The sequence below is a fragment of the Corynebacterium sp. MSK008 genome (assembly GCF_030232585.1).
Taxonomy (GTDB): Bacteria; Actinomycetota; Actinomycetes; order Mycobacteriales; family Mycobacteriaceae; genus Corynebacterium.
This window is the reverse complement of record NZ_JASPJX010000005.1, coordinates 58378-74010: the sequence shown is the minus strand read 5'-3', so window position 1 is coordinate 74010 and position 15633 is coordinate 58378. Positions and strand designations below refer to the sequence as shown.

General features: G+C 65.3%; 16 protein-coding genes and 1 tRNA gene. 12 read left to right on the top strand and 5 right to left on the bottom strand.

What is annotated here, in order from left to right; genetic code table 11:
• The first annotated feature begins 4 nt into the window (after nt 1-4).
• From QP996_RS05365 to QP996_RS05315, 11 genes are all read left to right on the top strand, one after another.
• Entirely contained in the window at nt 5-1252 is a 1248-nt protein-coding gene (locus tag QP996_RS05365) for a M1 family metallopeptidase (protein WP_284871606.1), read from the top strand.
• On the top strand, nt 1249-2418 hold the full coding sequence (locus QP996_RS05360) for a hypothetical protein (protein WP_284871605.1): 1170 nt from the start codon (nt 1249-1251) through the stop codon (nt 2416-2418). The genes QP996_RS05365 and QP996_RS05360 overlap by 4 nt, the downstream gene beginning before the upstream one ends.
• Before the next feature lie 6 nt (nt 2419-2424).
• Complete coding sequence (gene rfbB, locus QP996_RS05355; RefSeq protein ID WP_284871604.1) at nt 2425-3408, top strand: dTDP-glucose 4,6-dehydratase; 984 nt, start codon at nt 2425-2427, stop codon at nt 3406-3408.
• Between the two features lie 33 nt (nt 3409-3441).
• On the top strand, nt 3442-4194 hold the full coding sequence (locus tag QP996_RS05350) for a hypothetical protein (protein WP_284871603.1): 753 nt from the start codon (nt 3442-3444) through the stop codon (nt 4192-4194).
• Nucleotides 4195-4217: 23 nt separating this feature from the next.
• Nucleotides 4218-4382 (top strand): hypothetical protein, encoded by a 165-nt coding sequence (locus QP996_RS05345; RefSeq protein ID WP_284871602.1) that lies wholly within the window; start codon nt 4218-4220, stop codon nt 4380-4382.
• A 9-nt stretch (nt 4383-4391) separates the two neighbouring features.
• Nucleotides 4392-5711 carry a sugar nucleotide-binding protein gene (locus QP996_RS05340; protein ID WP_284871601.1) on the top strand — a complete coding sequence of 440 codons (1320 nt, stop codon included), beginning with the start codon at nt 4392-4394 and terminating at the stop codon, nt 5709-5711.
• Between the two features lie 67 nt (nt 5712-5778).
• Nucleotides 5779-7221, top strand: a complete 1443-nt coding sequence (locus tag QP996_RS05335) for an ATP-binding protein (RefSeq protein ID WP_284871722.1) — start codon at nt 5779-5781, stop codon at nt 7219-7221.
• A gap of 112 nt (nt 7222-7333) precedes the next feature.
• Nucleotides 7334-8197, top strand: a complete 864-nt coding sequence (gene rfbA / locus QP996_RS05330; protein ID WP_284871600.1) for a glucose-1-phosphate thymidylyltransferase RfbA — start codon at nt 7334-7336, stop codon at nt 8195-8197.
• 3 nt (nt 8198-8200) lie between these two features.
• Entirely contained in the window at nt 8201-8998 is a 798-nt protein-coding gene (locus tag QP996_RS05325) for a glycosyltransferase (protein WP_284871599.1), read from the top strand.
• 13 nt (nt 8999-9011) lie between these two features.
• On the top strand, nt 9012-9701 hold the full coding sequence (gene ppgS / locus QP996_RS05320; protein ID WP_284871598.1) for a polyprenyl-phospho-N-acetylgalactosaminyl synthase PpgS: 690 nt from the start codon (nt 9012-9014) through the stop codon (nt 9699-9701).
• Nucleotides 9698-10039, top strand: coding sequence for a DUF2304 domain-containing protein (locus QP996_RS05315; protein ID WP_284871597.1), 342 nt, complete (start codon nt 9698-9700; stop codon nt 10037-10039). Before ppgS ends, QP996_RS05315 begins: the two co-directional genes overlap by 4 nt.
• Here QP996_RS05315 and QP996_RS05310 read toward each other — a convergent pair.
• Genes QP996_RS05310 through QP996_RS05300 form a run of 3 tightly spaced genes read right to left on the bottom strand, consistent with a single transcriptional unit; the run spans nt 10036 to nt 12587 of the window.
• Nucleotides 10036-10656 (bottom strand): MBL fold metallo-hydrolase, encoded by a 621-nt coding sequence (locus QP996_RS05310; protein WP_284871596.1) that lies wholly within the window; start codon nt 10654-10656, stop codon nt 10036-10038. The two genes, QP996_RS05315 and QP996_RS05310, sit on opposite strands and share 4 nt — an antisense overlap.
• Nucleotides 10657-11751: an S-(hydroxymethyl)mycothiol dehydrogenase gene (locus tag QP996_RS05305; RefSeq protein ID WP_284871595.1), complete on the bottom strand. Its 1095-nt coding sequence runs from the start codon at nt 11749-11751 to the stop codon at nt 10657-10659.
• Nucleotides 11752-11762: 11 nt separating this feature from the next.
• On the bottom strand, nt 11763-12587 hold the full coding sequence (locus tag QP996_RS05300; RefSeq protein ID WP_284871594.1) for a GDSL-type esterase/lipase family protein: 825 nt from the start codon (nt 12585-12587) through the stop codon (nt 11763-11765).
• Nucleotides 12588-12640: 53 nt separating this feature from the next.
• On the opposite strand from QP996_RS05300, the gene QP996_RS05295 reads away from it, so the two are divergent.
• On the top strand, nt 12641-14266 hold the full coding sequence (locus QP996_RS05295; protein WP_284871593.1) for an AMP-binding protein: 1626 nt from the start codon (nt 12641-12643) through the stop codon (nt 14264-14266).
• Here the strand turns inward: QP996_RS05295 and QP996_RS05290 are convergent.
• Both QP996_RS05290 and QP996_RS05285 read right to left on the bottom strand, forming a co-directional pair.
• Nucleotides 14266-14338, bottom strand: a tRNA-Thr gene (locus QP996_RS05290). The two genes, QP996_RS05295 and QP996_RS05290, sit on opposite strands and share 1 nt — an antisense overlap.
• 65 nt (nt 14339-14403) lie before the next feature.
• A complete protein-coding gene (locus QP996_RS05285) occupies nt 14404-15603 on the bottom strand; it encodes a DNA polymerase III subunit delta' (protein WP_284871592.1) in 1200 nt (399 codons plus the stop codon).
• Nucleotides 15604-15633: the final 30 nt, after the last annotated feature.

The following is a 15633-nucleotide window of genomic DNA, read 5'->3' as shown; positions in this document are numbered from 1 at the left end:
GGCGATGAGAAACCTGAGGCTTCGCTCCACACCCATCCCCGGCACCCGCGACGGCTACACCGGCGTGGAGTTCAACCTGGGGTTCCACGTCACGCACTACGACCTGGATTTTGACTACAAGGTTGCCCCGAACCGTCTCGAAGCAACTGCGACCCTGACGCTGAGCACCTGGCGCGAGCTGAACCACCTCACCCTCGACCTCACCCAGGGCCTGACCGCGCGCCGCGTGGAGGCGACTGGCGGCTTCGGCATCAAGCGCTACCGCCACCACGGCGGCAAGCTGCGCATCACCTTCGACCAGTTCATCCCGGTGGACACGGAGCTGCAGCTGACCATCCGCTACGCCGGCTCACCGCGCCCCCGCCGCACCGCCTGGGGCATGCTGGGCTGGGAGGAGCTGGAAAACGGCGCGCTGACCGCCAACCAGCCCAACGGCGCGCCGTCCTGGTTCCCCTGCGACGACACCCCGGACGAGAAAGCCACCTACACCTTCAACGTGCGCGCCGACCGCGGGTACGTGGCGGTGACCAACACCACCGCCCGCCCGATGGCCACCTACCTGGCCACGGTGCAGGTGGGCCAGTTCCACCGCGTGGAGCTGGGGCGCAACACGGTGGCGTGGCTGCCGCCGGCGACCCAGGTGGGCGACTTGGACAAGCAGCAGGCCATGCTGGACTACTTCGAAACCGTCTTCGGCCCCTACCCGTTTGAGAACTACCAGGTGGTCGTGCACGAAGAGGAGCTGGATATCCCGCTCGAGGCCCAGGGGCTGTCCATCTTCGGCGAAAACCACCTGCGAGGCAACGAGCGTTTGATCGCACACGAGCTCGCGCACCAGTGGTTCGGCAACTCACTCGGCATCGCGCAGTGGGAGGACATCTGGCTCAACGAGGGTTTCGCCTGCTACGCCGAGTGGCTGTGGGCGGACTTTTCGGGGCAGATGCCTATCGACGTCTCCGTGCGCACCCACTACGACAACATCACGCCCATGCGGTTCACCCTGGCTGACCCGGGCCCGCGCAACATGTTCGACGATCGCGTGTACAAGCGCGGCGCCATCACGCTGCACGCGCTACGCCGCGCCTTCGGCGACACTGTCTTCTTCAACGCAGTGCGCGACTACGTAGCCACCAACGCCCACGGCATCGTAGAGACGTTCGACCTGGTCAACGCGTTTAAGCGCCAGGGCGCGGACATCTCCCCGATCCTGGACGCGTGGATCCAGCACCCCGAGCTTCCGGAGTGCCCGTGAAAAACCTCTCCCTGGCCACCATCTTCGCCGCGGCCAGCGGCTTTGTGGTCATGTGGATCGCCAGCTGGGCGCTGGACGCCGAGCACGGCTACAACTCCTTTTTGGCCTACTGGGGCCTGTTTTTCGCCTGCACCGGGCTCATCGACGGCATCACGCAGGAAACCACCCGCGCCGTGGCCGCCTCGCGCGAGACGGATGTGCGCGGCACCGCCAACCCGTGGAAGCTCGGCGCTGCGGTCGGCGCTGTTGTCGCGGCAGTGGTGCTGCTGGCCGGGCTTGTCGCCATGGGCCGCATCGTGCCCACCCACCCGGGCACTGCCACGGGGTTGTTGGCATTCGGCCTGCTCAGCTACGCCTTCCAGGCAGTGCTCTCCGGCATCTTGAGCGGCTCCGGGCTGTGGAACCGCTACGCCGCGCTGGTCGCCCTGGACTCCGGCGTGCGCCTCGTGCTTGCGGTGGTGGTGTGGGCGCTCGGCGGCGGGCTGGTGGAGTTTTTGGCCATCACGGTCATCGGCGCGTTGAGCTGGGCGGTGGTCCTGGCGCTGGCCCCGGTGCGCGTGCAGCTGGACGTGGACCGGCGGGTGTTCGTGCGCCGCGTCGGTTCCGCCATGGTGGCCTCTGGGGCGTCGGCCGCGCTGATCACGGGCTTCCCCACCGCCGCCTCGGCCGCGCTTCCCGCGGGCACCGCCGTCGCCGCGATCAATAACGCCGTCATGCTCACCCGCGCCCCGGTGTTGGTGCCGCTGCAGCGTTTCCAGTCGGCGCTGGTGGTGCGCTTCGTGGAGCGCCGCGACACCGTCTACAAGGCGCTTGCCGCACCCGTCGGCGCGATCCTGGGCGTCGGCCTCGTCGGTTTCGCGGCGGCCTGGCTCATCGGCCCGTGGATCCTCCGGGTGGCGTACAAACCGGAACTGTTCGTGGGCGGCCTCACGCTCGGCCTGCTCACCTTCGCCTCCGCGTTCATGGGCATGCTCATGATCACCGGCGTGGCGGTGCTCGCGCTGGAAAAGCACGCGTTCTACGTCGCCGGCTGGCTCGCCGCCACCGCCACCGCGTTCGCCGTGCTCTTTGCCGCACCGTGGGGCGTGGCCACAACCGTGGTGGTGGCGCTATTCGCCGGGCCGATCGTCGGCGCGCTCGTGCACCTGGCGGGCCTTGTAAGGTAGCTGGCCATGGAACGTTTGCTGGTCACTGGCGGTGCGGGTTTTATTGGGGCGAATTTTGTCCGGCAGGCGTCGCAAAGCTTTCGCGTCACCGTCGTGGACAAGCTCACCTACGCAGGCAACCGCGCGAACCTGCCCGAGGGCATCGAGTTCGTCGAGGGGGACATCTGCGAGCAATCGCTTATCGACGAGCTCGTGGCCGCCACCGACACCGTCATCCACTTCGCAGCCGAATCCCACAACGACAACTCGCTGCGGGACCCGTCCGCGTTCGTGCACAGCAACCTTGTCGGCACGTTTGCGCTGCTGGAGGCGGTGCGGAAGTTCGACAAACGCCTGCACCACGTCTCCACCGACGAAGTGTTCGGCGACCTCGAACTCGGCGGCACGGACGCGTTCACCGAGACCACGCCGTACAACCCCTCCTCGCCCTACTCGGCGACGAAGGCGGGCTCCGACCACCTGGTGCGGGCCTGGGTGCGCTCGTTCGGGGTGCGCGCGACGATCTCGAACTGCTCCAACAACTACGGTCCCTACCAGCACATAGAGAAGTTCATCCCCCGACAGATCACCAACATCCTCACCGGCCAGCCCGCGAAGCTCTACGGCACTGGCGCGCAGGTGCGCGACTGGATCCACGTGGACGACCACAACGACGCCGTGCTCGCCATCTTGGAGCGCGGGCGCATCGGCGAGACCTACAACATCGGTGCAAGCTCGCCTGGCGACGCCCACGTCACGAACAAGCAGGTCATCGAGACCATCTGCGAGCTCATGGGCGGCACCTTTGAGCACGTCGCCGACCGCCCCGGCCACGACCAGCGCTACACCATGGACACCACCAAGCTGCGCCGCGACCTCCGCTGGGCACCGCGGCACACGGACCTACGCAGCGGGCTGGAACAGACCATCGCCTGGTACACCGACAACCGCTGGTGGTGGGAAGCCGACAAGGAAGGCATCGAGCGCGGATACGCCGAAAGAGGGCAGTGATATCCTGTTCCCCAGAAATGGGGAGGGGATCATATGCGACGTGCACGCATACTCATCTGGGAGTTTTTTGTCACCGTCGGTCCGTGGATTTTTCCGCTGGTAGGAGGAATACTCCTGTCCGCTGCCACGGCCACGCACCCGATGCCGGGGCTACTCACGGTGGGAACTTTCTGGCTGGGGGTAGCACTCGTTCCAGTTGGCACCGTGCCACTGACCATCCGCAGCTTGCTGCAGCGGCTCCGCACCGAGGACGATGAACTTCGAAGCAGGCGAGCACTTGCTGCTACGCAGCTTGCCGCTTCATACATCCCGTCGGTTCCGGTATCGGACGTGCTTTCTCAAGAGGAACGCTTCGAACGGTACAACGCCGTTTTGGAAGATCTTGTGCGAGCGCTCGGAGAGGAAGTTTTCGGTCCGCTGAAACCAAGAGTGATCTATTTCGAGTACGGCCTCGACGCACAAGGAACCGAGATGCTTACACCCCGAGCGCATTTTGGCTGCCAGATAGACCCGCCGAAAACGCACAAAGGAGGGCAAACGAGATTCACCGAAATGATGGTGCTCGTGAAATCGCCGAAAGAAACGGTTGCGATAAATAACCTCTCCGATCGGCTTTACCGCAGTTTTGTGTCGGCTTCGGTGTCCGGTGGCGATGGTAACGTTGCGTATGGATTACTCACCGTGGATACACGGACTGATGCAGAATTCACCTCGCAGGATGAAGAAAGCTTGCTGCTTGTCGCAAGCTTGCTAGCAGCGTTTCGCGGTGCCGCCGAGCGGCACTGACGCACGTATCAGAGGAGCTCAAAATGACAACCAACTACTTCCCCAAGGGATTGCGGCTTGAAGATGACGTCGTGGAGGCTCGGCGTGTGAACCGCCAGGCTAAGCGCCAGGCCAACGCCGAGTTTGCAAAACGGATTGCCGAAGCATCCGAGAAGCCTTTCACACAGCGCACTTTCAAGCTCGGGTGAACCGTCGCAGTGCCTGAAACCACCACCATCGACGGCCTCGAGGTCCACCGGCTCACCGTCCACGAGGACAACCGCGGCTGGTTCAAAGAGAACTGGTCCGGACAGAAACTCACCCCGAAGCAGCACAACGTCAGCTTCAACGCCCGGCGCGGCGCGACCCGCGGCATGCACGCCGAGCCGTGGGACAAGTGGGTCTCCGTGGCCACCGGCCGCGTGTTCGGCGCGTGGGTGGACATGCGCGGAGGCTCCGCCACGTACGGCGAGAAGTTCACCTGCGAGATCGGCCCGGACACCGCCGTGTACGTCCCCCGCGGTGTGGCCAACGGCTTCCAGGCGCTCGAGGACGACACCACCTACATCTACCTGGTCAATCAGCGCTACTCCCCCGGCGGCGCGTTCTGCTCCTACAAAGAAATCGACTGGCCGCTCGAGCCCACCGAGCTGTCCGCCAAAGACCTCGAGCACCCAATGCTTGTCGACGCCACTCCGCTTCCCCCACGCCGCATCCTCGTCACCGGCGCCAACGGCCAGTTGGGGCGCGCGCTGCGCCAGATCTGGACCGATACCGAAGCCCACTTCGTGGGCCACGACGAGTTCGACATCACTAACCCGCCCGAACTGGATTGGGCCGACTACTGGGGCATCGTGAACTGCGCCGCCTACAACGACGTCAACGGCGCGGAGGACGACCGGGCCGGGGCATGGGCGGTGAATGCGGCGGCGCCGGCGGAGCTTGCGTCGATAAGCAATGAGCACGACCTCACACTCGTTCATGTCTCCTCCGACTACATCTTCGACGGCAGCATCGAGGTGCACGACGAGGCTGAGGTGCCGTCGCCGCTGAGCGCGTACGGCGCGTCCAAGGCCGCCGGCGACACCGCGGCGCAGGTGGCGCGGAAGCACTACGTGGTGCGCACGAGCTGGGTGTTCGGCGACGGCCGCAACTTCATGTCCGTCATGGCCGACCTGGCAGCGAAAGGTGCGGCGCCGAAGGTCGTGTGCGACCAGCGTGGCCGCCCCACCTGGGCCGAAGACCTGGCGAAAGGCATCGCACACCTGCTTTCCACCGGCGCCGAGTACGGCGTGTACAACATCACCTCCGACGGCGACGCCGCCACACGCGACGAGATCGCCATGGCGGTGTTTGTGGCCGTCGGCGGCGACCCCGCGGACGTCCACCCCGTGACCACCGAGCAGTACGGCGCCGAATTCGGCGTGGAGGCGCCGCGCCCGCGCGAATCCACCCTGGCGCTGGACAAGATCACAGCCGCAGGCTTCAACCCGACGAACTGGCGGGCGGCGCTGGCGCTCTACGTTGCGCTGCGGTAGCTGGTGCCGGGGCTACATAACACCCGACTTCCCACCTACTTAACACTGTGGGAAGTTGGGTGTTAAGTTGAGTGTTATGTTGGAACACGAGCTCGCGGAGATGATCAACCAACTTCGCACTGTTGGTGCCGAAAGCTCCAGCATTGAGGCGAAAACCGGGGTCGGAAGAGCCGTGCTGGAAACTTTGAGCGCATTCTCAAACCGTGGCGGCGGCATCCTAATTGCCGGTGTGAGCGAAATCGATGGTTTCACAGTCGTGCAAGATTTCAACCCGAAAACTGCCCGAGACGCGTTGACCAGTTTCTGCGATCAGCTCTCTCCCCCAGTCCGTCCAGAAATCTCAATCGTGCCATTGGAGTCCGGACAAGTGCTTGTTGCGGAAGTTCCCGAAATGGAGCCGCAAGACAAGCCCTGCTATGTCACTGAACGCGGACTATACAAAGGCAGCTACATTCGGGCGGGCGACAGTGAACGCAGGCTCACGCCCTATGAGGTAGACCGAATCGTAGAGAACAAGGGCCAACCGTCCTGGGACCGCGAACCTGTGCCCGATGCGTCGCTCGAAGATCTCGACGAAAAGACACTTTCGCACTACACCGAGAAGCAACAGGCCGCCCGAGAGAAAACGTTTGCGGACGGTATGCCTACTGCTTTGCGCCGACTCCAGGTCTTGCGCGAGGACAGCCCCACCCTGGCGTCTCTTCTCACAATGGGCGACTATCCACAACAGTTCTACCCTCGGCTCGCGGTCACATTCGCCCTTTACCCGGGGACCGGAAAGGGAGACGTAACTGAAGGATTCCGGCTGCTCGACAGCGCACGAATTACTGGCCCCATCCCCGAAATGGTCGAGGAAGGTGTGCGCCTTGTGGAGAAAAACATGCGCACTGCGGGCCTGATCGAAGGGGTGTTCCGGAAGGACGTGCCTGACTACCCACCAGTGGCCATACGAGAAGCGCTGGTCAACGCTCTCATGCACCGAGACTACTCTCCCACCGCGCTGGGAACCCCCGTCCAGATCGATATGTATGTGGACAGACTCCAGATCTCCAACCCCGGAGGGCTGTTTGGCGGAGTAACGGCGGATAATCTCGGCCAGCCGGGTGTTTCCACATCCCGCAACCAGTTACTCTCTACGTTTCTGGAGGATTTGAGCTTCTCCAACGGCGGCACCGTGGCCGAAAACCGTGGAACGGGAATCGCAGTCATGCGGTCCGCAACTGCAAGCGCACTCATGCCACCTCCCGAGTTCAGCAACACGTTAACGCACTTCACAGTGACGTTTCACAAGCGAAAGGTTGCTTCTACAGAAACTCATGAAACCGCCTACGAGAAGGTCTCTCGCCTGCTTCAGGAGCGGACCTCCTGGTCGACGACAGAGCTGAAAGAAGCTACCGGGCTCAGCCGTACCGCGGTTCAAAAGAGTCTGAATCAACTACTGGCTGAAGGAGTCGCGGAGGTGACAGAGCCCCTAAGGAGTCCACGGCAGCGCTATCGGAGGACTCGATAGCAACATGACACCCAACTTCCCACCTACTTAACACTGTGTGAAGTTGGGTGTTAAGTAGGTGGGAAGAAGGTGCGCTCCCTGGTTTCGGAAGCTCCAACTAGACTTCCCACTCATGAAGGGCATCATCCTCGCTGGCGGCTCGGGCACACGTCTGTACCCGATCACCCAGGGCATCTCGAAGCAGCTCATGCCCATCTACGACAAGCCGATGATCTACTACCCGCTATCCACCCTGATCAGCGCGGGTATTCGCGAGATCTTGATCATCACCACCCCAGAAGATCGGCCGAACTTCGAGCGATTGCTTGGCGACGGCTCACGTCTCGGCATCATGCTCCACTACGCCGAACAACCCCGCCCTGAGGGACTGGCGCAGGCGTTTTTGATCGGCGAAGAGTTCATCGGCGACGACTCGGTGGCGCTCGTGCTCGGCGACAACATCTTCGACGGCAACGGCATCTCGGAGGCGCTCGGGCGCGTGCGCGACATCGACGGCGGGGCGATCTTCGCCTACGAGGTCTCGGACCCGCAGCGCTATGGCGTGGTCGAGTTCGACGCTTCTGGTACCGCGCTGTCCATCGAGGAAAAACCCGACGAGCCGAAGTCCAACTTCGCCGTGGTGGGGCTGTACTTCTACGACAACGATGTTGTGGACATCGCCAAATCCATCACACCGTCGGCGCGCGGCGAGTTGGAGATCACCTCGGTCAACGAGGCCTACCTGAGCCGCGGCGACCTGAAGGTGCACCGCCTGCACCGCGGGGACGTGTGGCTGGACACCGGCACCATCGACTCGATGAGCGAGGCCAGCGCGTACGTCGAGGTGCTGCAGAAGCGCACCGGCACCGTCATCGGCTCGCCGGAGGTGGCGGCCTACCGGGAGGGCTTCATCGACGCCACGCAGCTGGAGGCCCTGGGCGAGCAGGTGTTGAAATCCGGCTACGGCCGCTACCTCATCGACGCAGCAAGGGACTAGACAATGGCGAGGATTACCGCACTGGTGACCGTCTACCACGGCACCGACGAACACGACCTGGTCCGCGCCCTCGACTCCCTGCAGGCGCAGACGCGGCCGGCGGATGAACTGGTCATTGTGGCGGATGGGCCGGTGGGCGAGGGGGTCCGGGAGGTCGTCGAGAGGCAAAATGCCCGAGTGATTTGGCTGCCGGAGAATGTGGGCGCGGGCCCGGCGTCGCAAGCAGGCCTAGCCACGATCGATTCCGACTACACCGCGCGGCTGGACTCCGACGACGCCGCAAAACCGGAACGCTTCGCCCGGCAGCTGGAGTACCTGGAGGCGCACCCGGAGGTCGGCGCGCTGGGCAGCGCCGTCGAAGAGTTCACGCACACCCCAGGCGACACCGGCAAGGTGCGCGCCCTGCCGGAAAACCCGCACGCCTACGCGAAGATGAACTCGCCGGTAAACAACCCGTCGGTGATGCTGCGCACGAAAGCGGTCACGCAGGTCGGCGGGTACAAGGACGTGCACTTCATGGAGGACTACGACCTCTACGCACGCCTGATCGCCGGCGGCTGGCAAGTGCGCAACCTGCCCGAGGCGCTGACGGACTTCCAAGTCACCGACGCGCAGTTCGCCCGCCGCACCGGCCGCGAGATGCTCGCCGCAGAGGCGCAGATGCAGCGCAACCTGGTCGCTTACGGGCTTGTTTCGCGCCCGCGGGCCGTGTTCAACCTGGCGGCGCGCACCGCCTACCGCGCGCTACCCACAGGTTTGCTCCGGCGCGTGTACGCCGCTTTGTTCCACCGCGGGGAGTAACCTAACTTCCGACATGAGCGGATTTTCAGACACTTGGCTGATCGTGCCTTGCTACAACGAGGGCACGGTCATCTTCGACGTGCTCACGCACGCGCGCGAGACGTTCCCCAACATCGTGGGCGTCAACGACGGCTCCGCCGACAACTCGGCCGCGCAGATCCGCGCCGCAGGCGCCCACCTGGTGGATCACCCGGTCAACCTGGGCCAGGGCGCGGCGATCCAGACCGGCGTGGAGTACGCCCGCAAGCAGCCGGGCGCCGAGTTCTTCGTCACCTTCGACGCGGACGGCCAGCACCAGGTCAAAGACGTCGTGCGGATGATTGAGCGGCTGCGCACTGAGCCGTTGGACATCATCGTCGGCACCCGCTTTGCCGGTCAGGAGAACTCGCAGGTGCCGTGGATCAAGCGCGCGGTGCTAAAGACGGTGGTGATGCTGTCGCCGCGCACGAAGAAGCTCGGGCTCACGGATGCCCACAACGGGCTGCGCGCGTTCAACCGCAAGGTGGCCGATGAGATGAACATCCGCATGAACGGGATGTCGCACGCCTCGGAGATCGTGTCCATGATTGACAAGCACGGCTGGCGCGTGGACGAGGAGCCGGTGGACATCCTCTACACGGAGTACTCGATGTCGAAGGGCCAGTCGCTAATCAACGGCGTGAACATCCTCGCGGATGGTCTCGTTGCAAGGAGGCTGCCATGATCCAGGCGTTGTTGCTGCTCGCGGTTGTAGCGTTGGCCTGGTACTTCTTTGCTAATCGACGCAAAGCTAACGCCAAAGCCTGGGTAAAAATCGGCTTCGCCCTCATGATGGTGGCCGCGGTGTGGGCGATCGCTCGCCCCGACGATGTCACCGTCGTGGCGAACTGGCTGGGTGTCGCCCGTGGCACCGATTTGATGCTGTACGTGCTGGTGGTGGCGTTTTTCTTCGTCACCATCTCCACGTGGACGCGCTTCCGCGAGCAGGAGTTGCGCTACGCCCGCCTAGCCCGCGCCGTCGCGCTGCAGAACGCGCAGGCGCCGGAACAGGAGCAGCGCTAGAAGCCGCGGCGGATCCACTCCTCCAGGTGCGGCGCCTCGTCGCCGATGGTGGTGTGGTCGCCGTGGCCGGTGCGCACAACCGTCTCCGCCGGCAGGTCCAAGACGGACTTCTGCAGGGAGTGGATGATGGTGTCGAACGAGGAGAACGACCTGCCTGTCGCGCCCGGCCCGCCCTGGAACAGGGTGTCGCCGGAGAACAGCTCGCCGGCTTCCTCGGCGTAGATGACCACGGAGCCCGGCGAGTGGCCCGGGGTGGACATCACGCGCAGGTCGGTGCCGGCGATTTGGAACGTGGCGCCGTCGAGGAGCTGGCGGTAGTGCGCGCCCGGGTTCTGGCGCTGCCAGAGGAAGCCGTCGGTGGGGTGCAGGTACACCGGGGCGTCCACAAGCCGCGACAGCTCAGGCGCGGCGTCGATGTGGTCGGAGTGGCCGTGGGTGGCCAAAATGCCCTTCACGCGCCTGTTGCCCACCGCCTCGGCGATGGCTTCGGCGTTGTGGGCGGCGTCGATGATGTAGACCTCGGAGTCGTCGCCGACGATCCAGACGTTGTTGTCCACCTCCCACTCGCCGCCGTCGAGCTTGAACAGGCCTGATGTGACTACGTTGTCGATGCGCATTTAGAACTCCACCACGCTTCGCAGCACGTCTCCGCGCTTCATTTTTTCGAAGGATTCCTCGATGTCGCCGACGCCGATGCGCTCGGAGACGAATTCGCCCAGCGGGAAGCGTCCCTGCTTGTACAGCTCCACGTACGCGGGGAAGTCGCGCTCCGGCAGGCAGTCGCCGTACCAGGCCGGCTTGATGGAGCCCCCGCGGGCGTAGAGATCAATCGCGGGGATGTCCACGTGGTCGGTCTGGTTGGGCACGCCGACCATGACCATGCGGCCGGCGAAGTCGCGCGAGTAGAACGCCTGGCGCCAGGTGGGCTGGATGCCCACGGCGTCGATGGCCACGTCGGCGCCGAAGCCGCCGGTGAGTTCGCGGACAGCCTCGATCACCTCGTCCTCGCTCATGTCCTTGGCGCAGATGGCGTTGGTGGCGCCAAACGTGGCAGCAGCGTCGCACTTTCGCTTATCGACGTCTACAGCCACCACCGTCGTCGCCCCCGCCAACGCGGCACCGGCAACAGCCGCCAAGCCGACCCCGCCGAGGCCGAACACGACCACAGACTCGCCGCGCTGCACGTCACCGGTGTTCACAGCGGCGCCCAGGCCGGCCATGATGCCGCAGCCGAGCAGGCCCGCCGCGGCCGGGTCGGCCTCCGGGTCGACCTTCGTGCACTGCTTTTCGTGCACGAGGGTCTTCTCTGCAAAGGAGCCGATGCCGAGTGCGGGGGTGAGCGGAGTGCCGTCGTCAAGCGTCATGCTTTGCGAGGCGTTATGGGTGTTGAAGCAGTTCTTCGTGTCGCCCTTGCGGCAGGCGCGGCACTCGCCGCACACCGCGCGCCAGTTCAGCACCACGAAATCGCCTTCTTCGACGTGGGTGACGTCCTCGCCGACCTGGTCCACGACGCCGGCCGTCTCATGGCCGAGCAGGAACGGGTAGGCGTCCTCGATGTCGCCGTCGCGGTAGGCCAGGTCCGTGTGGCACACGCCGGTGGCCTGGACCTTCACCACCACGTCGTTGGGGCCGGGATCGGGGATCACGATGTCCACGACCTCGACCGGGGCGCCCTTCTCGCGGGCGATTACTCCTTGAACAGTCTGTGTCATGCCTCCCCAGACTAGGAGCGGGCGATGACGTTTGCCACGTGCTCGTGGCCGCGCTGGTTGACGTGGATGGGCAGGTTACCCGGACCGCCGTAGAAGTCCACCAGGCCGGCCCACATGCGCTGGCTGTCAGGGGCGCACATGTTGTTGTGCCAGGTAGAGGGCTTGAGGTCCAAAAACTCCACACCGGTAGCTCGCGCGAGGTCCACCTGCGCCCACTGGATCGAGCCTTCCCACTCCTGCACCTGCGCGAACCGGGTGGCGTCGGAGACGTTCGGCGCGACGTGGAACAGGCACACTCGGTCGCCGGCGGTGATCTTGGGGTAGCCCACGATCTGGATGCGGGCATTCGGGGCGGCGGCGCGGATGCGGTGGATCTGTGGGGCCATGGCGGCCACCCAGTCGCGGCGGAAGGCGGCGCGGTCGCGGCCGTCGTTGTGGTACGTGTCGTTGAACCCGGTGGTGATGATCACGCGTGCGGTGGCCGGCGACAGACCGCGGTCGTTGATCGCGCGGGTGACCCCGGAGGCGAACTGCGGGCCCTTCTGAATGGAGACGGTGCCGGTGCAGGAGTAGTCGGCAACCGGCAAGCCCAGCTTCGCGGCGGAGCGCTTGCCCCAGCTCGTCGGCGACGTCGGGCACCAGGTGGTGATGTCGGACGGGCCTCGCGGGTCGAGCCCCAACTTGCCGGCGGCCCACTGACCCATGTTCGGGTCGGAAATAACAGAGTCACCGAAGATGACCATGTTGCGCTCCTGCGCCTGCGCTGCCGGGGTGAGCGGGGCGAGAAGCGCGGCCGCCGCGACGAAGGCTGCGGCGATGCGGCGGGTGAGGGACACGGCGAAATCCTTTCACAGGGGAAACTTGCGTAACAGTAGGCTACATTATCCACATGCGACCCACCCACCGTCCGCTGTTCCTACTGAAGTCTTTCGCCCGCTTCGTGCCCGCCGTTACACGCGCTGGCATCGTCAGCGCCGAAGGCGGCCCCCGCGCAGCCCTCGCGCTCGCCCCCAACCTCGCGCGCTACTGGTTCACCACCGCCCGCGAAGTCGAACAGGGCGCCGCCGCCACACCGGACCGCGTCGCACTCATCGACGACACCGGCGTGATCACCTACCGCCAACTCCGCGACGACTCACGCACCCTGGCCAAATGGCTGCTGAGCCTGCAGGAAGAACGCGGCCTAGACGAGCTGCGCATTGGCGTGATGGCCCGCAACGGCCGCGGCATCATCCTGCCGCTGGCCGCCAAAGGCTACGCCGGGGCGCACATCTTCCTGCTCAATATCGGCTCCTCGCCCGAGCAGCTCGCCGGCGTCTTCGCCGAGAACGACATCAACGTCCTGTTCATCGACGACGAGTTCGCCGACCGCCTCCCAGCCAACACCAACGGCATCACCATCGTCCGCGCCCACGAGGACGGCGGCGCGGGGCTTTCGATTGGGCAGGTGGTCCGGAGGGACGTCGATAGGCAACTGCCCCGCTGGCCCAAACACGGCAACCTCGTGCTGATGAGCTCCGGCACCACCGGCATCCCCAAAGGCATCGTGCGGCCCGAACCGCGCATGCCATTCGTGGTCGCCGGCTACCTCGAAGCCATCCCCTGGCGCGCGGGCGACACCGTGCAACTGACCGCCTCGATCTTCCACACCTGGGGCTGGTCCGCACTGCAAGTCGCACTGGCGACGCGCTCCACCATCGTCACCCGCCGCATCTTCGACCCGGAAGCCTGCTTCCGCGACATCGAGCGCTACCGCTGCGACGGGCTGATCTCCTCGCCCATCTTCTTCAAACAGATGCTGGACCTGGAAGAAAACTACGACACGTCCTCGCTGCGCTACCTCGCCTCCGCCGGCAACGCCGTCACCCCGACGCTTCTGCGCCGCACCACCGAGCGCTTCGGCCCGATCCTGGCCAACATCTACGGCTCCACCGAACTCGCCCTCGCCGCGGCCGCCTCGCCCGAGCAGATGCAGGCCGACCCCACCACCGTGGGCAAAGTCCCGCCCGGCACGGTGCTCAAGCTTTACGACGACCAAGGGCGCGAAGTCGCAACCGGCCAAACCGGACGCATCTTCCTGCACAACGAAACGGCGCTGCGCAGCTACACCAACCCCGCGACCGAAATGGTGGAAATCAACGGGCTGGTGGAAATGGGCGACCTCGGCTACTTCGACGCCGACGGGTACCTGCACGTGCAGTCCCGCAACGACGACATGATCATCGTCGGTGGCGAAAACGTCCACCCGCAGTCCGTGGTGGAGGTGCTCGAGGACATGCCGGGTGTCGGCGAGGTGTACGCGCACGGCGTCGACGACGAGCAGATGTTCAAGCGCATCGCCGTGTGGGTGGTTCGCAGCGCCGACATCACCGCCGACGCGGTGCGCGACTGGGTGCGCACCCGGCTGGCCGACCACTCTATCCCCCGCGACGTCCACTTCGTGGACGAGCTGCCGCGCAACGCCGTGGGCAAGGTCGTGCCACGGTTCCTGCCCGGTTTAGGGCAAAAAAATTGAGCCACCTGCGAGAATCGAACTCGCGACCTTCTCATTACGAGTGAGATGCTCTACCGACTGAGCTAAGGTGGCCGGGCATGCAAGATGCACCACCGCGAAAGTGTAGTGCAGCCGGGAAGAACTGAGAAACCGGCAGCTCAGGACACTTTGCAGGCGAGCCGGAGCCGACCGAGCATCCCGTTAAACGCCACCGGCGGCTGCACCTGCTGCGCCAGCCGCTCGCGGCACTGCGCGATCGCCTCCTGGCACTCCACCAGGCCTTCGGGGGTGGTACGCTCCGCGATCTCGCGCGCCAGGCCTTCGTAGTCCGGGTGGACCAGGGCAAGCCCCGCACCGGACTGGATGATCATGGCGTCGCGGTACACCCCCGCCAGGTCCACCAGGACCAGGTCGAACATGTCCCGTTTGCGGCGGGTGCCGCGTTTCTTCTGCTCCTCTTCGAGCGCTTTTATCGACGACGCAACGCCCCCCAACGCCTTACCCGCACCTTTGCCTTTCGCGCCCATGCCGAGCGCGTTTTCCAGCTTCGCGCGCTCGGCTTCGTCGTCGGCCTTGTGAGCCTCCACCGCCTCGGTTTCCGCCGCTTTGACCAGCGCACCGACGGCCTGGAAGGCCTGCGCGCCGTGGAACACCAGCTCCGCCAGGTTGATCGCCATGGAGCGGCGCTGCTGCACCTTGTCGGAGCGCACCAGAAGCCGCGCCCGGCCCACGTGCCGCATGGTCGCCGCCGCGGCGAGGCGCGCGTCGTGCTCGGTCGCGCCCTCCTCCTCGACGAGGATGCGCACAACCTCGTCCTCCGTCGGCGCCGGCACGTACAGGTGGCGGCAGCGCGAGCGCAGCGTCTGCGAGAAGTCCTGCGGGTCCGCCGACGGGGCGCACATGATGATCACGGTGTGCTCCGGCGGCTCCTCCACGGTCTTCAGCAGCGCGTCGGCGGCATCCGTGTTCAACCGGTCCGCGTTCTCGATGACGATGACGCGCCAAGCGGCGACCGTCGGCAGGCGGGCAGCTTGCGGCACGATCGTGCGGCGCACGTAATCCACTGGGATGTTCACCCGCTGCGGCACCACGTGCAGCAGATCCGTGTGCGTGCCCGCCAGCGCCAACCGGCACGCCTCGCAGCGCCCGCAACCGATCTCCTCCGGGTCCGTGCACATCAACGCCGCCGCGAACGCCAACGCAGCCTGCGACCGGCCTGCCCCCGGAGGGCCTGTAAAAAGCCAGGCGTGGGTCATGGCGTAGCCGTCGCCAAGCCTTGCAGCCTTGGCCGCCGACATGATTGTCTCGCGCACCGCCGGCGTACCGGCAAGCCGCTCACTGACGCTACGGGTAGTCACGGATGATCACAGTACCCGCGCGCTAAGGTG